Origin of the sequence: Caulobacter endophyticus (assembly GCF_029543245.1) — a bacterium.
GTDB lineage: Bacteria > Pseudomonadota > Alphaproteobacteria > Caulobacterales > Caulobacteraceae > Caulobacter > Caulobacter endophyticus_A.
On record NZ_JARQWV010000008.1, the window covers coordinates 1 to 17385 of the forward strand.

At 68.8% G+C, this 17385-nt stretch carries 14 protein-coding genes; 4 read left to right on the plus strand and 10 right to left on the minus strand.

From position 1 onward, the window contains the following. Nucleotides 1-888 precede the first annotated feature (888 nt). Entirely contained in the window at nt 889-1362 is a 474-nt protein-coding gene (locus P7A99_RS09285) for a hypothetical protein (protein WP_277793603.1), read from the plus strand. A gap of 3 nt (nt 1363-1365) precedes the next feature. On the opposite strand, the gene P7A99_RS09290 is transcribed toward P7A99_RS09285, so the two are convergent. Further along, nucleotides 1366-2271, minus strand: coding sequence for a polysaccharide deacetylase family protein (locus P7A99_RS09290; protein ID WP_277793604.1), 906 nt, complete (start codon nt 2269-2271; stop codon nt 1366-1368). Next, nucleotides 2268-4133 (minus strand): glycoside hydrolase family 2 protein, encoded by a 1866-nt coding sequence (locus tag P7A99_RS09295; protein WP_277793605.1) that lies wholly within the window; start codon nt 4131-4133, stop codon nt 2268-2270. Before P7A99_RS09295 ends, P7A99_RS09290 begins: the two co-directional genes overlap by 4 nt. Before the next feature lie 157 nt (nt 4134-4290). On the opposite strand from P7A99_RS09295, the gene P7A99_RS09300 reads away from it, so the two are divergent. Continuing rightward, the gene (locus tag P7A99_RS09300; RefSeq protein ID WP_277793606.1) at nt 4291-6528 is read left to right on the plus strand and encodes a TonB-dependent receptor; all 2238 of its coding nucleotides are present in this window, start codon (nt 4291-4293) and stop codon (nt 6526-6528) included. A gap of 43 nt (nt 6529-6571) precedes the next feature. On the opposite strand, the gene P7A99_RS09305 is transcribed toward P7A99_RS09300, so the two are convergent. Next, nucleotides 6572-7612, minus strand: coding sequence for a hypothetical protein (locus P7A99_RS09305; RefSeq protein ID WP_277793607.1), 1041 nt, complete (start codon nt 7610-7612; stop codon nt 6572-6574). A 72-nt stretch (nt 7613-7684) separates the two neighbouring features. Continuing rightward, nucleotides 7685-8428, minus strand: coding sequence for a FadR/GntR family transcriptional regulator (locus P7A99_RS09310; protein WP_116490705.1), 744 nt, complete (start codon nt 8426-8428; stop codon nt 7685-7687). 141 nt (nt 8429-8569) lie between these two features. Between P7A99_RS09310 and manD the strand changes: the two genes are divergently transcribed. Beyond that, nucleotides 8570-9778, plus strand: a complete 1209-nt coding sequence (gene manD, locus P7A99_RS09315; RefSeq protein ID WP_116490704.1) for a D-mannonate dehydratase ManD — start codon at nt 8570-8572, stop codon at nt 9776-9778. A gap of 339 nt (nt 9779-10117) precedes the next feature. On the opposite strand, the gene P7A99_RS09320 is transcribed toward manD, so the two are convergent. Continuing rightward, nucleotides 10118-10396: an HU family DNA-binding protein gene (locus P7A99_RS09320; RefSeq protein WP_101715906.1), complete on the minus strand. Its 279-nt coding sequence runs from the start codon at nt 10394-10396 to the stop codon at nt 10118-10120. A gap of 355 nt (nt 10397-10751) precedes the next feature. On the opposite strand from P7A99_RS09320, the gene P7A99_RS09325 reads away from it, so the two are divergent. After that, the gene (locus tag P7A99_RS09325; RefSeq protein ID WP_277793608.1) at nt 10752-12755 is read left to right on the plus strand and encodes a glycoside hydrolase family 43 protein; all 2004 of its coding nucleotides are present in this window, start codon (nt 10752-10754) and stop codon (nt 12753-12755) included. A gap of 163 nt (nt 12756-12918) precedes the next feature. Here P7A99_RS09325 and P7A99_RS09330 read toward each other — a convergent pair whose 3' ends face one another. The 5 genes from P7A99_RS09330 to P7A99_RS09350 form a co-directional block, all read right to left on the minus strand. Further along, nucleotides 12919-13068, minus strand: coding sequence for a hypothetical protein (locus P7A99_RS09330; protein ID WP_277793609.1), 150 nt, complete (start codon nt 13066-13068; stop codon nt 12919-12921). Between the two features lie 2 nt (nt 13069-13070). Then, the gene (locus P7A99_RS09335) at nt 13071-14414 is read right to left on the minus strand and encodes an LLM class flavin-dependent oxidoreductase (protein WP_277793610.1); all 1344 of its coding nucleotides are present in this window, start codon (nt 14412-14414) and stop codon (nt 13071-13073) included. A gap of 153 nt (nt 14415-14567) precedes the next feature. Further along, on the minus strand, nt 14568-15401 hold the full coding sequence (locus P7A99_RS09340; protein ID WP_277793611.1) for an oxidoreductase: 834 nt from the start codon (nt 15399-15401) through the stop codon (nt 14568-14570). Nucleotides 15402-15423: 22 nt separating this feature from the next. After that, complete coding sequence (locus tag P7A99_RS09345; RefSeq protein WP_277793612.1) at nt 15424-16209, minus strand: alpha/beta fold hydrolase; 786 nt, start codon at nt 16207-16209, stop codon at nt 15424-15426. Nucleotides 16210-16288: 79 nt separating this feature from the next. Beyond that, nucleotides 16289-17380 (minus strand): redoxin domain-containing protein, encoded by a 1092-nt coding sequence (locus P7A99_RS09350; RefSeq protein ID WP_277793613.1) that lies wholly within the window; start codon nt 17378-17380, stop codon nt 16289-16291. Between the last annotated feature and the right edge of the window lie 5 nt (nt 17381-17385).

Genomic DNA, 17385 nt, shown 5'->3' on the forward strand with positions numbered 1-17385 from the left:
TCGCATCCACGTCGCCGCTTCGGGCCGGATCCTTGCGCCCTCTCCCTGCGACGGGACAGCTGTGATTATGCGGCGGGTTTCAGCGCGTCTGATCCAGGCGCGTGAGAAAGTTGCAAGCGGTTGAGTTCGTGGGACTCTTTTCGGGAAGCGCCGGGGATCGACGCTGCTCTATCCCCGCCCGGACCAACCTTCCAAGCCCAACCCCAACTCACGCCTTCCTCGCCCTCGTGGCGAGGATCCATCGTTCAGCCTGCTCAGACCTTTGCTGGACGACCCGGGTCTGAGCGGTCGCCGGCATGGGCCCTCGCCACGAGGGCGAGGGAGGCGGTGAGTGGGGGGTGAGCGCCATGCGTTTCAGAAAAAACCTGGGTCCCCGCTTTCGCGGGGATTGTACGGGGGAGTGTGGGCGGCGAGCGCAGCGAAAGCTGAAAACGCCCCTCCGGTCCTCTGGCCACCTTCCCTAGAAAGGAGGAGCGTATCTCTCGGCGTCTGACGCTTTATTGGTCTGACCGGGGTGCGGAAAATGTACCGACGCAGGTCGCGTGGCAGGGGGTAGTGATTTGCCGTTAAAGGGGAAGTCGTTGCGTTGTATAGATTTTTAATGCCGAGATGACAGCGCTATTAGCGCAAAAGTTGCGAAAATTGGTCAGGCCGATATTGCGCAGGCAGGGGCTTTTCGCTAGAAGGAGAGGGTGTTCGGCGTCTGCGAGCCGACCACAATCTTCATAGTTCCCCCTCCGGCCGACCACGACGACGGGTCGGCCTTTTTTTGTGCGCTGGCGGCTTCCATCGCTGGTCCATCGACGGATAGTTTCGGGGCGCGCGCTGGCGCGCGCCTAGGCTTGGCCGAGGCTGCACCTCACTGTCGCCGAGTAGCTGGAAGCCACGATGATCTTCGCCCTGATCGCAAGTTCCCTGGCGAGCAAAACCCCTGCGATTGAGGTACAAGCCATCGAGATGCAGGCCAAGGCGCGTGCGGCGCTGCAAGCGGTCGGCAAGGGCGACCCGGCCGGTCCGGCCCGGTTTCAGCTCGATTGTGAAGAGCCTTCCTGCGTTTCGCTGCTTCGGTCCTTGACGGCGCGTGCGCCGTCGTCGCTTTCCGCAGAGGCCAACTGCGAACTATCGCGGACGGTGTTGCGTCCCGGAGAAAGCTGCGTTCGCCTCTCCTTGCCCGCGAAGCGAACGGCTTGGTCGGGAACGCTCTGGCGGGTCACGGTCGTTGGAGAGGCGCGGCCGGTGTGCGGCGGCTGGCGCTGGAACGTGCGCTACGTCGCGGTGGATCGACACGCCTGGGTCGCCGATCCGCTGCCGAAGGACGTGGAGGTCCCGCCCCCCGCGAAGATTGCACCACCAAGCCGGTAGCCTTCAGCGGCAAAGCGTCTTGGGATCCACGCGCGCGGCGGTCGAAGCCGTCGCCGGCAGGGCGATGCCCCGGGCCTTGGCCGTGCGCTCCATGATCCCGCCGCCGCCAGGGATGGCCTCGGCTTGGGCGTAGGCGGGGTCTCTCTGGGCTTTCTCCAGCGTGACGTAGCGGGCGCCGGCCGCGTCGAGGCGGTCCATGACCTTAGGCAGCATGTGCGCCGACCAGCCGCCGATGTGGGTCAGCAGCACCTGCGGGATCATGCGGCCGTAGACCGCCTGCGAGACGGTGCGCATGTTCGCGAGCTCGTCGTCGGCGCCGCGCAGGTACTGGTCTTCCATCGTCTTGATGGCGGCCTGATCGCCCTTGGCCAGGCAGCGGGCGTAGGCGTCGCTATAGCTCCAGTCGCTGAACGAGATGGTGACGTGGGCGACCTTGTAGCCGTGGGCGGCGAGGTAGGCGGCCGCGCCCTGGTGGCGTTCGGGGCGCGTGCCGGCCGTCAGGTTGGGAAACCTCAGATACCGCCAGTCCTGGCCCTTCATCCGCTGGGCCACCGCCGGCTCGCCGGCCTCGAGGTCGGCGATCCAGGCCTGCAGCGTTTCGGCCTTCTCGAGGTTGAGGTGGCTGGCGGTGTGGTTGCCGAGCGGATGGCCGGCGGCGCGCCAGGCGTCGAGCACGGCGTTGCTCTCCACGTCGGTCGCATTGGCCGAATTGACGAAGCCGAAGGCCTCCTTCACGCCGTGGGCCTTGAAGGTCTCGATGTGCGAGCGGGCGATCGACAGGCGGGTCATGCCCGGCGGCAGGGCGCCGTGTACGGGCAGGTCGTCGACCGTGACGGAGACGTCGAAGCTCTGGGCTAAGCCTGCGCCGGGTGCCAGCAAGGCCAGGAAGAGGAGGGCGGCGGTCCTCACGAGGTCTTGCCCACGTAGTAGCGGCGCAGGGTCTCGAAGGCGAGCTTGCGGTGGCCCTCGTTGCTGACCAGGCCCTTGCGGTTCCAGTAGTCCTGGTAGCGGGCGTGCCAGCGGCGCGGGGAGCGGAAGTCCTTCAGCACCCAGGGACTGACGCCGACGAAGCCGTCGCGGTCGAGCAGGGCCAGGGTCTCCTCGAACACCCAGGCCTGGTACTCCTCGGTCCAGCGGTTCTCTTTCGGGCCACGTTCGCCGTAGAGGGCGTCGGCGCCGAATTCGCTCATCATCATCGGCTTGTCGTGCGGGTTGGAGAAGCGGACGGTCTTGGCCTGGTCGGGCGTGCGCGGGCCATACCAGCCCTCGTACTGGTTGATGGCCACGACGTCGAGGTCGGGCGCCAGAGGGTCGTCGACCACGAACTGGTTCTGGCCGGCCTTGGCGCCGCCGACGTCGATGTTCTTGTTGAGGGCGGCGGTCAGCAGGCGGGTCGGGTCGAGGCGGCGGATGTCGGCGACCACGTGGCGCAGGAAGGTCGTGCGGGCCTGGTGAGTGGGCGTCTCGTTGGCCACCGACCAGAAGGCGACGCTGGCGCGGTTGCGGTCGCGCACCACCATCTCGGCGGCCATGGCGCGGGCCAGGGCCAGGGTCCTGGGGCTCTCATAGGCCACGTCGTCCCAGTAGACGGGGATCTCCGACCAGACCAGCAGGCCCAACTCGTCGCACAGCCGCACGGTGCTTTCCGTATGCGGATAATGCGCCAGGCGGACCATGTCGCAGCCCAGGGCCTTGGCCTCTTCCAGCAGGGCGCGGGCCTCGGGCGGGGTCATGACGCGGCCGCCCTGGGCGCCCAGGGGCTCTTCGTGCAGGGCGATCCCGCGGATGAAGCGCGGCTTGCCGTTGACCAGGATTTGGCGGCCGCGGGCCTCCAGCGTGCGGAAGCCGATACGGTCGCGGCGCACGTCCTCGCCGGCCTTGAAGGTCACGTCGTAGAGCGTGGGGCTTTCTGGCGACCACAGCTTCAGGCCGCGCGGCGGCTTGGCGGACAGGCGGGCGCGGCCGTCGGGGCCGGTCTTGCCGGTCAGGGTCAGGTTCAGGCCGGCGATGGCGACCGAGACCTCCAGGCCGGCCGCGGCCGGACCGTCGGCGCGCAGGTCGGCGACGATCTGGCCGCCCTCCAGCCGCAGGAAGGCGTCGCGCAGGAAGGTCCTGGGCGTCTCGACCAACCAGACCGAGCGGGTGATGCCGCCGTAGTTCTTCCAGTCGAAGTCGAGGGAGGGCAGGGTCTCGGGGCCCACCCGGTCGTCGACCCGCAGCACCACGACGTTCTCACCGGGCTTCAGCTTGCCGGTGACCTCGAAGACGAAGGGCGTGAAGCCGCCCTCGTGACGGCCGATCTCCTGGCCGTTCAGCCAGACGACGGCGTCGTAGTTCACCGCCTCGAAGCTGAGGAAGCGGCGGCCGCCCGCATCGGCCGGGGCCTGGAAGCGGCGATGGAAGTAGATCGGGCCGTCGTACCACTCCAGCGACGGATCGCGGGTGTTCCAGTCGCCGGGGATCTCCATGCGCGGCGAGATGCTCCAGTCGTACTCGACGACGGGGCCGCCCGGCTTCTGCGGCTCGTCCAGCCAGAAGGCCCGGCGGGCGTTCGGCTTGCGGAAGGCGGAGTCGTTCTGGTCGAGGATGTAGGCCCACAGGCCGTCGAGCGTGGTGCGCGGGCGGTCATGCTGCGCGAACAGCAGCAGCGGCTCGTCACCGGCGACGAGGGGCGGGGAGGCGGCCTTTTCCTGTGCATGAGCCTGCACGGCAAGCGCGGCGCTGGCGGTCAGGGCGGCTCCGGCGAGCAGCTGGCGACGGCTGGGCGTCATGGGCGGCGTTCTCCCTAAATCGTACTTGGCTCCTTCCTAGAGGGTTTGGTCTAGTTTGGCCAGGGCGCATGGTCAGGCCGCTATTGCAATCGGTCTGACCAATCTCTATGTGCACTCCCATCGGGTCGAAGAACCCTTCAGAATATGGGAGTCAGGTATGCGGCGGTTTTTCAACACGACGGCGCTCGGCGGGATCTCGGCGGGGGTCGCCCTGGCCGCCTTCGCTGGCCTCGCCCATGCCCAGGAAACGGTCGACGACGCGATCGTCGGCGAGATCGTCGTCACCGCCCAGAAGCGCTCGCAGAACGTCCAGGACGTGCCGATGGCCGTGCAGGTGATCGGCGGCGACCAGCTGGAAGCCGCCGCCGTGCGTGAGTTCACCGACCTGACCAAGGTGGCGCCGTCGCTGATCGTGCGCCCGGCCGACAACCCCGTGAACGCCTCGGTGTCGATCCGCGGCGTGGGCACCTTCGCCTTCGGGGTGGGGGTCGAGCCCAGCGTCGCCGTCGTGGTCGACGACGTGCCGATCGCCTTCCAGGCCCGCGCCTTCGCCGACCTGGCCGACGTCGAGCGGATCGAGGTGCTTCGCGGCCCGCAGAGCACGCTGTACGGCAAGTCGGCCTCGGCCGGCCTGATCAATATCGTCACCCCCGGCCCGACCCGCGAGCTGACCGGCAAGGTCAGCGCTCTGGCCACCACCGACGACGAGGTCGGCCTGGGCGCCATGATCTCGGGCCCGATCACCGACACCCTGCGGTTCCGTTCCTCGAACAGCTACACCAGCTTCGAGGGCAATATCGACAACCTCTACAACGGCGAGAAGGTCAACGGCCGCGAGACCTTCGCCACCCGCAACAAGCTGGTCTGGGACCCGACCGACAAGTTCAGCGCCATCCTGGCCGTCGACTACCTGAAGGGCGACACCACGGCGGGCCGGCCGTTCATCGCCCTGTCGCCGAACGCCCGCCTGCGCGGCAACGCCGCCTGGACGCCGGCCGTGTTCGCGCCCGGCGTGACCGTAGGCGCCAACAACAGCTCGGTGGTCAACAACGTCACCACCGGCTCGGACTACGAGGACTTCGCCCAGTCGCTGAAGATGACCTACGACCTGGGTTTTGCGACCTTGATTTCGGTCACTGCCAACGACCGCTACAAGATGCTGGACGCCTTCGACCAGGACGAGACGGCGCTGAGCGTCAACAACTACGCCAAGGGCCTGTTCTCGGCCGACCAGTTCAGCCAGGAGATCCGGCTGGTCTCGGACGGTTCGCAGCGCCTGCGCTACACCCTGGGCGCCTTCCACGCCGACGTGAACTATCGCCGCTACTTCTTCCGTGGCCCGGCCTTCTCGCAGGCCAACTGGGACGCGACCTCGGGCTCGAACGAGAACTCGGTGTTCGGCCAGCTGGAATATGACGTGATCGAGGGCACGACCCTGATCGGCGGCCTGCGCCTGGGCCGCGAGAAGATCGGCTACACCTTCCGCGACCTGCGCGGCGGGCCGGCGGCGGCCTGGGCCGACGGCGCCAGCGACGACTACGCCACCTATCGTGTGGGCGTGCAGCACAAGCTGGCCGACGACGTGATGGTGTTCGCCACCTACGCCACCGGCCACAAGGGCCAGAGCTACGACCTGACCACCGGCTTCAACCAAGCCCGCGCCGACCTTGGCCCCGTGCGCCCGGAAAGCTCGGAAGACATCCAGGTGGGCGTGCGCTCGCGGTTCCTGGATCGCCGCGTGACCCTGAACGCCACGCTGTTCAACACCGAGTACGAGGACTTCCAGGCCCAGGGCGCCGAACTGCTGCCGGACGGCACCCAGAACTTCCGCCTGACCAATGTGGGCGCGATCCGCACCCGCGGCGTCGAGCTGGAAAGCACGGCCCGCCTGGTCGACGGCCTGACCCTGTCGGGCTCGGTGGCCTATCTGGACGCCGAGATCACCCAGTTCGCCGGCGCCCAGTGCTGGCCCGGCCAGACGGCCGCCCAGGGCTGCACCGGCTCGCCCGCCCGCCAGAACCTGGCCGGCGAGCGTCCGCCCCAGGCTCCGAAGTGGAAGCTGAGCGCCGGCGCCGAGTACGTGCGTCCGCTGGCCGGCGACCTGGAAGGCGTGGCCAATGTGGCGGCCAACTACCAGAGCAGTGTCAACTACTCGCTGAGCCAGGATCCGCTGACCGTCCAGAAGGGCTACGCCGTGGTCAACCTGTCGGTGGGCGTGCGCGACAAGGCGCGCGGCTACCAGGTGACGGCCTTCGTCAACAACCTGTTCGACGAGGGCTACTACACCAACCTCGTCAACAACTACGGCGCCTACGGCAACCAGCTGGCGGTGCAGGCCTTCCTGCCGCGCGACTTCAAGCGCTACGGCGGCGTGCGGGCGTCGATGACGTTCTGATCGAGCAGGGGCGCGCGGGGGTGTTGGGCCCCCGCGCGTCGCTCTATTTCTCGACGGTGAAGGCGCTCACCGTCCACGACTTGAGCGCCCATTCGCGCAGGCCCGTGTCCCAGATCCAGGTCTGCTCGCTGGACGCCGACTCCCGGACCTGCGGCTCGGACAACGAGGCCTTGTGGAGCCGCCCGGTCACCTTGACCGTCCGGCCGTCCAGGCCCTCGATCCGGTCGGGATAGAGCGACAGCCGCGCCGACGCGCTTTGGGCGGCGAGGAACTTGCCGACGTTGTTGCGCCCGTAGATGTCGTCCTTGGCGACCTGTCCGTTCCAGTTCAGTTCGGCCTTGGCGTTGGTGCCGATCCAGCTGCTCCAGGCCCTGGCCGGTTCGAGGTCGCGGCGCAACTCCAGCCAGCCGCCGGTCTGGCTGGTGAAGCCGGCGGCGGCGAGGGTGTCGCCGTGCAGCAGCGTGCAGGCCGCCAGGCGTTCGATGTCGTTGCGGTACTTGGTTTCCGACAGGGCCTCGCAGGCCGGGAACTGCTGGATGGCGAGCGTCGCCAGCTCGAAGGTGAACTGCGTCGTCAGGCCCGGGCCGCAGGCGTTTTCCGTTCGGGTCCTGACCGTGTCGGGGCCGCCTTCGCGGGTTGGCGCATTGACGATCTCGATCGACGAGACCCAGGCGTGAAGGCAGAAGTTCGGCACGTCGTTGGCCGGCTTGACGGGCGGAAGCGGCGTCAGGGCGCGATCGGCGAACTGCGCGTCGCTCTTCACCTTGTTCCAGGCCGTCAGCGAGGCGAGGGCTTCGAGCTTGCGGCCCTGGGCGTAGACCACGGCCTTTGGCGGCTGGCCCGGCCGCCGTTCGAAGGCGATGGTCGGGCGCTCGCGGCCGTAGCCGTCGACGAAGAAGGCGCGATAGGCCTCGACGCCGGCCTTGGCTTCCGCGTCGGCCGAGGCCATGCCCAGCCTGGCGACGATGCGAGCCCGGTCCTCCGGCGCGCAGCGGTCGGCGTGGTTGTCGTCCCGGCAGTTCTCGGGCGGAAGAGCCGGGCTGGCCTGCAGGAGCGCGGCGGCGAAGAACACTGAGCTGAACATGACACCCCACTTACATCTGGGGTTGATTGTTCAGCTTCCTGCGACCGCCGTAAATAGGCTTGCTTCGCTTCCTTAAGTGTAGCGGTCGCGGGTGGCGGCGATGCGGGCGCGGGCCTCTTCCATCTCCTGCACCTCGGTGGCCGCCAGCAGCGAGTTCAGCACGCGGGTGAGGTGGCGTCGCATGGCGTCGCGGGCGTCCTCGGGCGAGCGTGCCCGCAGGGCCGAAACGATGGCCGCGTGCTCGTCGATGCGCGGGATGACGCCGGCGGCGTGGGCTTTCTCGCCCATCAGCTTGGTCTGGGGGGAGCGCTCGCGGGCCTCCCACAGAAGCTCGACGGCGGCGATCATGGCGCTGTTCTGGGTGGAGGCGGCGATCAGCATGTGAAAGCGCTTGTCGGCGTCTTCCGAGCGGTCGACGTCGCGGGCGTTCTCGGCCTGCATCTCGGCCACCAGGCCGTCGAGCTGGTCGAGCTCTTCGTTGGTGATGCGCTTGGCGGCCATGGCGCAGGCCTCGGCCTCGATGGCGCGGCGGGCCTCCAGCAGCTCGAACGGGCCGATGTCGGTAGCGCCGGCCTGGCCCTCGTTAGGGGTCTGGGCCTTCACATAGACGCCCGAGCCCAGGCGCACCTCGACCATGCCGTCCAGTTCCAGGGCGATGATCGCCTCGCGGATCGTGGGGCGCGAGACCGAATAGGTCTGGGCGAGGTCGCGTTCGGACGGCAGGCGCTGGCCGACGGCGTAGCGACCCTCGGCGATCTGGCCGGCCAGATCCTTGGCGACGCGTTCGTACAGACGGTTCTCGCCCTTCACGGACATGCGGGGACTTCCTAAAATTGGTCTGACCAATATGGACAAGCCAGTTGTCGATAGTTATGGGTCTTCCAACTGGAAGACCACGGGAATCTCGACGTGCATACTAGCCAAACCGAGGCGTTCAAAGCAGCCGGCCTGCCGCCGATGCGAATTACCGGCGCCCGCGTGATCGTCACCTCGCCAGGCCGCAACTTCGTCACCCTGAAGATCGAGACCGACCAGGGCGTCTACGGCATCGGCGACGCCACGCTGAACGGCCGCGAAAAGTCGGTCGTCGCCTATCTGGAAGACCACGTCATCCCGGTGCTGATCGGCCGTGACGCGCGCCGCATCGAGGACATCTGGCAGTATCTCTATCGCGGGGCCTACTGGCGTCGTGGGCCGGTGACGATGCGCGCCATCGCCGCCGTCGACGTGGCCCTGTGGGACATCAAGGCCAAGGCCCTGGGGGCGCCGCTGTACGACCTCTTGGGCGGGCGTTCGCGCGACGGCGTACTGGTCTACGGCCACGCCAACGGCAGCGACCTGGAAGACACCGTCGAGGCTGTCGGCCGCTATATCGACGCCGGCTACAAGGCCGTGCGGGCCCAGTCGGGCGTGCCGGGCCTGGACCTGGCCTACGGCGTGGGCCGCGGTGACATGTATTACGAGCCGGCCGACGCCACCCTGCCGACCGAGACCACCTGGGACACCCGCAAGTACCTGCGCTACCTGCCGACCCTGTTCGAGGCGCTGCGCAAGGAGCACGGCTTCGACGTGGCCCTGCTGCACGACGGCCACCACCGGATGACCCCGCGCGAGGCCGCGCAGCTGGGCAAGAGCCTGGAGCCCTACGACCTCTTCTGGCTGGAGGATTCCACGCCGGCCGAGAACCAGGAGGCCTTCCGCCTGATCCGCCAGCACACCACCACGCCGCTGGCCGTGGGCGAGGTGTTCAACACGATCTGGGACGCCAAGGACCTGATCCAGGAACAGCTGATCGACTACATCCGCACGACGATCGTCGGGGCCGGCGGCCTGACCCACCTGCGCCGCATCGCCGACTTCGCCTCGCTGTGGTCGGTGCGCACCGGCTGCCACGGCGCCACCGACCTGTCGCCGGTGACCATGGGGGCGGCGCTGCACTTCGACACCTGGGTGCCCAACTTCGGCATCCAGGAATACATGCGCCATTCCGAAGAGACCGACGCGGTGTTCCCGCACGACTACCGGTTCGACAAGGGCATGCTCTACGTGGGCGACACGCCTGGCCACGGCGTCGACATCGACGAGGCCCTGGCCGCCAAGTACCCCTACGAGCCGCGCCAGCTGCCGGTCGCCCGCCTGGAAGACGGGACGATGTGGAACTGGTAGGGCGGTTCCGGGAGATCGGAGTTCAATACTGATCGTCATCCCGGCTTCATGTTCCGCTGAGCGGGGCTGAGGCCGGGAGATGCAGCCCCCTCCACCGAGCTTCCCCGCGAAGGCGGGGACCCAAGCTGGCTTTCAGGATGTGGCGCGGCCGCGGGTGATCCGGATACGCGGCTTGGATCCCCGCCTTCGCGGGGAAAGTCGGGTTCGAGGGTACGGGATCCGGCTTCGAGCCGATCCGACCACGAGGTCGTGGCGGCCCCAAAACAGCAGAGGCGGAACGTCTGGGACGTTCCGCCTCTTTTTTCTTCGAGTTAGCCCCGAAGGCCGTTCCTGTCAGGATCAGCCGTTGACGGCGTCCTTCAGTTGCTTGGCCGGCGTGAAGCCGACCTTCTTGCTGGCGGCGATCTCGATGGTCGCGCCCGTGGCCGGGTTGCGGCCGGTGCGGGCCGGCTTGTCCTGGACCTTGAACTTGCCGAAGCCCGGGATCGAGACTTCTTCGCCCTTCACGGCGGCGTCAGCGATGGCCTTGAAGACGCCGTCGACGATGGCCTTGGCCTGGGTCTTGGTCAGCTTGTCGTCGCTGGCGACCAGAGCTTCGGCGATATCGGCGGTGTTCATGGAGTAACTCCTTATAGAATCGGGAGAACCAGACTGACTGGTGACATCGGCCTTGTCACGCGCCGCCCTGCGGCGTCAAGCGTTCGCCGCAACCGCCGGAAGGCCGCGAAAGCCTTGATCCGCCTGGTTGAACGGCCGATCCGGCCTCGATCCGGCGCGGGTTCGTCCCCTGGGTGGACGATTGGGTGAAGTTTACTCAGACAATATGCATTGTTCGATAGATTGCATGTGCACGCATATCCGGATCATCAGGTGATTGACGACCATTGTTGCCGATTATACTCCGACAAATAGTCGGCAGCTGGCGAAGGCTGCTCCAGACGCCGCTCGAGACGGCGACGAGGGAAGAAGCAAGATGACGCCGAGCAAGCCTCACCGCGTATTCCTGGCCGGGCTGGCGGCGTTTCTGCTGGTGGCAAGCGCCGCGCCAGGCCTTGCGGGCGAGCCTGGCCCGCGCACCTGGACCGCCGACAACGGCGACGGAACCTTCACCAATCCGCTGTTCTACGACGAGTTCTCCGACCCCGACATGATCCGGGTGGGCGAGGACTACTACCTGACCGGCACGACCATGCACACGATGCCGGGCCTGCCGATCCTGCACTCGCGCGATCTGGTGAACTGGCGGTTCGTCGGCTACGCGGCCGACAGGCTGGACCTTGGCCCGAACTTCCGGCTGGAGGGCGGCGAGGTCTACGGCCAGGGCTTCTGGGCGCCGAGCTTCCGCCATCACGACGGCGTCTTCCACATCTTCAGCAACGTCAATCGCGAGGCGACCTTCCACTTCACCGCCAAGAACCCCGCCGGGCCTTGGACGCGTACGCGGATGAAGCGGGGCTTCCACGATCTCTCCGTGTTGTTCGACGACGACGGCAAGGTCTACGTGGTCTGGGGCTATCGCGGCATCCGCATGGCGCAGTTGAACGCCGACCTGACCGACATCGTGCCGGGCAGCGAGCGCGAGATCATCGCCCCCGAGCAGGGCATGGGCGAGGGGCTGCACTTCACCAAGGTCGGCGGCAAGTACTGGATCACCAGCGCCTGGTTCGACGGCATGATGCGGCTGCCTGTGGCGCGCGCCGATCGCCCGGACGGGCCCTATGAGGTCAATCGCGAGATCAGCGTCGGCGAGGACTTCGGCCTGGCCGAGGGCAATCGCCTGGAGGCCCCCAAGCCGCCGTTCACGATCATCCCGCCCGATCCCCGGCCGCGCGGCCGCACCGCCCTGCACCAGGGCGGCTACGTCCAGACGCCGGGTGGCGCGTGGTGGGGCTATTCGATGATGGACTACAATTCGGTGGGGCGGCTGACGGCCCTGTCGCCGGTGACCTGGAAGGACGGCTGGCCCTATTTCGGCCTGCCGGGGAACCTGGGCCGCAACCCGCGCACCTGGGTCAAGCCCGACACGGGCGCCAAGGATGCGCCGCATGCGCCCTACGAGCGGGGCGACGACTTCTCGGCGGCCGTGCTCAAACCGATCTGGCAGTGGAACCACGTACCCGTCGACGCCCGCTGGTCGCTGTCCGAGCGGCCGGGCTTCCTGCGGCTGAAGACCCTGCCGGCCGCCGACTTCTGGACGGCGCGCAACACCCTGACCCAGCGTTCGATCGGTCCGGCGTCGCGGCCCCGCACGCTCCTGGACGCCTCGGGTCTGGTCGAGGGCGACGTGGCGGGGCTGGCCCTGTTGAACCTGCCCTATGCCTGGATCGGCGTGCGCAAGGTCGCCGGCGGGCTGGAGGTCGAGCAGCGCGACCAGCGCACGGGCCAGATCGCCAAGGCCAGGGTTTCGGGGACACGGATCTGGCTGCAGGCCGACGCCGACTTCATGGCCGAGACGGCGCGGTTCTCCTATTCGACCGACGGCAAGGCGTTCACGGCCTTGGGCGAGCCTATGGCCATGGTGTTCCAGCTGCGCACCTTCCAGGGCGTGCGCTACGGCCTGTTCGCCTACAACGAGGCCGGACGCGAGGGCGGTCACGCCGACTTCGACGCCTTCGAGGTGTTCGAGCCGCATCCGCGCGGCCTGCGCCGGCCGATCCCGGGTGGGCGCAAGGTGACGCTGGCGGCGCTGGGCCAGGAGAAGGTCGTGATTGTCGAGAAGCGGCCGCTGGGCCGGGCCTTGCTGCGCGGGCCGGAAGGCTATCTGACCGTCGCCGCCGACGGGACGATCAGCGCCTCTAAGGCGCGCGACGACAAGGCCCAGGCCTTCCAGTGGATCGAGACGCCGACCGGTGAGCTGGCCTTGATGTCGCTGGTCACCAACCGCTTTCTGCGAGTGTCGGAGGCGGGCGTCTGGACCGCCGACAGCCCTGGACCTCAGTCCGATGGGCGGGATGGGGCGCGGTTCGTTTGGCGTTAGGACGTAATCGTCACAGCTTGAACCTCATCTTCCGAGCTTCCCCGCGAAGGCGGGGATCCAAGCGGCTTTACAGCGCTCTAAGACCAAGCTGATTAGCGCGCCGTGAATTCAGCTTGGGTCCCCGCCTTCGCGGGGATTGAGCGGAGTTTTGCGCCAGGGAAGACTAAGCCGCGTCCAGCGCCGCCCGCTCCAGCACGTCGATGCGATCCGCCAAGCCGGGCGCGGGCCAGTCCAGCGCCGCCAGGGCCAGGTCGATGACGGGCGGGCGAGGCGGCGGGGCCGCCTCGATCGCGGCTTCAGCAAGCTCAGCCATCGCTATTCCGCCGCCAGCTGGCCGGGCGCGCGCGTCCAGCGGTTTTCGGGAACGGGCAGGCCGAGGTGCCCGCGCAGGGTGTCGTGCTCGTACTCAGTGCGGAACAGGCCGCGGGCCTGAAGGATCGGCACCACCTGCTCGCGGAACAGGGCGAAGTCGCGCGGGCGCGTGACCCGCAGGATGAAGCCGTCGGCGGCCCGGCCCTCGAACCAGCGCTGGATCTCGTCGGCGATGGTCTGGGGCGAGCCGACGAAGTCGCTGCGCCAGGTTCCGAACCGCTCGGCCGCCTGGCGCAGGGTCAGGTTCTGCTCGCGCGAGATCCGCACGATGCGCTCGGCGTGGCCCTTGTAGGCGTTGAGGCTGAGGCCCGAGACGTCGGGGAACGGCCCGTCCAGAGGGTACTGCTTGAAGTCGTGATAGCCGAAGGCGCGGCCAAGCTGGGTCAGCAGCTTGTCGATGCTGACGGCGCCGCGCTGGGCCTCGGCCAGGGCGCGGGCCTCCTCGTCGGTATCGGCGATGACGGGCGACAGGCCCGGCAGTACGCTGATGTGGTCGGGATCGCGCCCCTGCGCGGCCGCGCGGGCCTTGAGGTCGGCGTAGTATTCCTGGGCGTCCTCGAAGCCGTCGACCCCGGCGAACACCCCCTCGGCGATCCGGGCGCCCAGATCGCGGCCCGCGCCGCTGACCCCGGCCTGGAAGATCACCGGCTGGCCTTGCTGCGAGCGGCTCAGCGCCAGCGGCCCGGCGACGGAGAAATGCGGGCCCTTGTGGTTCAGAGCGTGCTGCTTGTCCTTGTCGAGGAAGACGCCGGCGGCCTTGTCGCGCGGGAAGGCGTCGTCCTCGTAGCTGTCCCACAGGCCCTGGACGACATCGACGAACTCGCCGGCCCGCTCGTAGCGCACGGCGTGGTCGAAGTGGGCGTCGCGGCCGTAGTTGCGGGCGGCGCCCTCCAGCCCCGTGGTCACCACGTTCCAGCCCGCGCGGCCCTTGCTGATGTGGTCCAGCGAGCCGAACTGGCGGGCCACGTTGTAGGGCTCCCAGTACGAGGTGGTCAGGGTGCCGACGAGGCCGATCTTCGAGGTCGAGACCGCCAGGGCCGACAGCAAGGTGAGGGGCTCGAGCCGGTTGAGGAAGTGCGGCGCGGTGTCGGGGGTGATGAACGGGCTGTCGACGATGAAGACGAGATCGAACTTGGCCGCTTCGGCCAGGCGGGCGTTGTCGATGTACCAGCCGATGTCGATGCTGGCGTCGCCGGCGAGGTCGGGATCGCGCCAGCTGGTGTGATCGGCGCCGACGCCTTCGAGGATGGCGCCGAGTTTCAGTTGGCGTTTCGCGGCCGTGGTCATGTTCGCCTCCGTGTCTTGGCCGCAAGGCTTGCGGCGGGGGAGGGCGGGCGACAAATCAGGTGTTCTCAAGAGGCCTATTGGCGGCGTTCAACACCCTGCTCTCGCTCAGGTTTTCGAACGCCGCCGTCTGCTCGGCTGCAAGGCCGATCAGAATTACTGGGCCGGGAAGTCGGTCGAGACGCTCAAGTCCCGCCAGCGTTCCAGCTCGGCCAGCCGCCGCGTATCGGTGTCGCGGATGATGCCGACGGCGTCGCTGCCCAGCGCGATGCGCAGCGGCGGCTCGTCCATGGCGGCCACGGCGAGGATGGCCTGGGCGGCGCGGACCGGATCGCCGGGCTGATTGCCGTCATAGGCCGCCTGGCGACGGGCGGTGGCCCCGACCACGGCGTCGTACTCGGCGCGGCCGGCGCTCAGCGTCGTCGAGGCGCCGGCGAAGTCGGTGCGGAAGCCGCCCGGCTCGACGATGCTCACCTTGACGCCCACGAGGGCCATTTCCAGCGCCAGGCTCTCGGAGAAGCCCTCGACGCCCCACTTGGCGGCCGAGTAGGGCGCGCGGCCCGGCGCGCCGATCCGTCCGCCGACGGACGACAGCTGGATCACGTGGCCCGAGCGCTGCTCGCGCATCAACGGGATCGCCGCCTTGGTGACGATGATCGTGCCGAACAGGTTGGTCTCGATCTGGCGGCGGAAGTCGTCGAGCGAGGTGTCTTCCACCGGGCCGACATCGCCGTAGCCGGCGTTGTTGACCACCACGTCGAGCCGGCCGAAGGCCGAGACCGCCAGGGCCACGGCGCGTTCGGCCGCGACCGGGTCGGAGACGTCGAGGGCCGCCAGCCGTACGGCGTCGCCGTGGCGGCCGGCGAGGTCTTGAAGCGCGCCGGGATCGCGGGCGGTGGCCACCAGATGGTCGCCGGCGGCCAGCACGGCTTCGGCGAGGGCCCGTCCGAGACCGCGCGAGGCCCCGGTGATCAGCCATGTCTTTGTCATGGGTGTTTTCCTGTCTCTGGAGTCACTGGGCCTTGGCGGCGGTTTCGATCAGGGCCGAGACGGCGTGCGGATGCGAGATCATCACGACGTGCGAGGCGCCGGGCACGGTCACCACCTGCTTGGCATGCGCGCGGTCGGCCATCCAGGCCATGGCGGCCGGCGGGATGTTGCGGTCGCCGCCGCCCCAGACCCACCAGGACGGGATGGTCTTCCAGGCGGCCGAGACGGCCTTCTCGCCGCCGGCGGCGTCGGTCAGCGGGCGCTGGGCGATCGCCATCAGCTGGGCCTTGGCCAGCGGCACGTCGGCGGCGAACTGGGCGGGGAACTTGTCCTGCTGGATATAGAGGTCGTGGACGCCGCCGGGCAGGTCGACCGGCTTGTCGAGGGCGGCGGGCAGGGTCGAGCCGGGGAACTTGCCGGTCAGGTCGAAGGTGCTTTCGCCGACCTCGGGGGCGAAGGCGGCGACATAAACGAGCGCCTTGACGTTGGCCGCGCCGTCGGCGGCGGCCGAGATCACCGTGCCGCCGTAGGAGTGGCCGACCAGCACGACCGGGCCGGGGATGGAATTGATCACCGTGCGCACGGCGGCGGCGTCGTTGGCCGCGCCGCGCAGCGGGTTGGCGGCCGACACGACCGGGTAGCCGTCGCGCCGGAGGTCGGCGACCACGCCGTCCCAGCTGCTGGAGTCGGCGAAGGCGCCGTGCACCAGGACGACCGTCGGCTTGGCGGCGGGCGGCGTAGCGGCTTGGGCGGCGGCGAAGCCGGTCAGGGCGAAGGCCAGGGAGAAGGCGAGGGCTTTCTTGGACATGGGGGTCTCCTTGAGGCGTGCGGAAGGGTTCGGCCGTGAGGGCCGTTCGGGTTGGCGTTTTGGGGGAGAGAGGCTCGGGCTAGCCGAAGGTGAAGGCGTAGGCGCGGACGCCGGGATCGAGGAACTCGATCGCAAAGCCGCGATCGCCGACGGGGCGCGACTGGCGGACGAGCTGATACATGCGGGGCCGGTCGATCACCCCGGTTCCGTCGGGCGCGACGTCCCAGCCGTGGTCGGACCCCGGAGTTTGGCCGTCGAGGCGTACGCGATAGCGCACCGGCCGGCCCGGCTGGTCGGGCGAGAGCACCATGTGCAGGTCGCGGGCGTGGAAGCGGCTGGCGACCACGGCGCCGGACGCGAGGCTGGTGGTGAACTCCTCGCCGGCCCGCCAGTCGCCGGAGAGGCCCCAGCGGTTGAGGTCGAGGGCGGCGGGCTGGCGGTAGGCCTTGGCGGCGTCCTGGCGCAGGCCGCCGGGCGAGGCGAAGGCGTCGGCCTTTCCCCAGCCGATGTAGCTTTCGGGCGAGCCCAGCTCGGCGAAGTCGGGCGCCGCCTCGGGACCGACGGCCCTGATCGGCGACAGATCCTGCGCGATCGCCGGGCCGGGAACTTGCGCCAGCAGGGCCTGGATGCGCCGCTCGTGGCGGTCGTAGTCGCCTTCGCCCGCCGCATGGCCGTGCACCCGGCCGTCGGCGCCGACGAAGTAGAAGGCCGGCCAGGCGTTGTTGCCGTAGGCCCGCCAGATCCGCCAGTCGCTGTCGAGCACGACCGGGAACGGAACGTCCAGGTCGCCGAGGGCCTGGCGCACATTGGCGACGTCCTTCTCGAAGGCGAACTCGGGCGTATGCACGCCGATCACCACCAGGCCCCGGTCGCGGTAGCGCGTATGCCAGGCGCGCAGGTAAGGCAGGACCCGCAGGCTGTTGATGCAGGAATAGGTCCAGAAGGCGACCAGCACGACCTTGCCGGCCAGGGCCTTGGGCGTCGGCGCCGGGCCGTTCAGCCATTGCGGCGACAGGGAAAGGGCGTCCAGCGCCGAGGACGAGCCGCTGGCCCAGGCCAGGGCCTTGCGGGCCGGCGGCAGGCCGATGGCGGCGGCGACCGACAGCGGCGCGAGGCCGACGGCCGCGCCCTTCAGCCAGTCGCGGCGGGAGAGATGTTCGGATCGGGTCACGATGA

Bases quoted from the DNA above. Each gene is read 5' to 3' on its own strand.
- P7A99_RS09325 (WP_277793608.1), top strand. From the start codon at position 10,752: ATGACGCCGAGCAAGCCTCACCGCGTATTCCTGGCCGGGCTGGCGGCG.
- P7A99_RS09300 (WP_277793606.1), top strand. From the start codon at position 4,291: ATGCGGCGGTTTTTCAACACGACGGCGCTCGGCGGGATCTCGGCGGGG.
- P7A99_RS09285 (WP_277793603.1), top strand. From the start codon at position 889: ATGATCTTCGCCCTGATCGCAAGTTCCCTGGCGAGCAAAACCCCTGCG.
- P7A99_RS09340 (WP_277793611.1), bottom strand. From the start codon at position 15,401: ATGACAAAGACATGGCTGATCACCGGGGCCTCGCGCGGTCTCGGACGG.
- P7A99_RS09310 (WP_116490705.1), bottom strand. From the start codon at position 8,428: ATGTCCGTGAAGGGCGAGAACCGTCTGTACGAACGCGTCGCCAAGGAT.
- P7A99_RS09345 (WP_277793612.1), bottom strand. From the start codon at position 16,209: ATGTCCAAGAAAGCCCTCGCCTTCTCCCTGGCCTTCGCCCTGACCGGC.
- P7A99_RS09320 (WP_101715906.1), bottom strand. From the start codon at position 10,396: ATGAACACCGCCGATATCGCCGAAGCTCTGGTCGCCAGCGACGACAAG.
- manD (WP_116490704.1), top strand. From the start codon at position 8,570: ATGCGAATTACCGGCGCCCGCGTGATCGTCACCTCGCCAGGCCGCAAC.
- P7A99_RS09295 (WP_277793605.1), bottom strand. From the start codon at position 4,133: ATGACGCCCAGCCGTCGCCAGCTGCTCGCCGGAGCCGCCCTGACCGCC.
- P7A99_RS09330 (WP_277793609.1), bottom strand. From the start codon at position 13,068: ATGGCTGAGCTTGCTGAAGCCGCGATCGAGGCGGCCCCGCCGCCTCGC.
- P7A99_RS09305 (WP_277793607.1), bottom strand. From the start codon at position 7,612: ATGTTCAGCTCAGTGTTCTTCGCCGCCGCGCTCCTGCAGGCCAGCCCG.
- P7A99_RS09335 (WP_277793610.1), bottom strand. From the start codon at position 14,414: ATGACCACGGCCGCGAAACGCCAACTGAAACTCGGCGCCATCCTCGAA.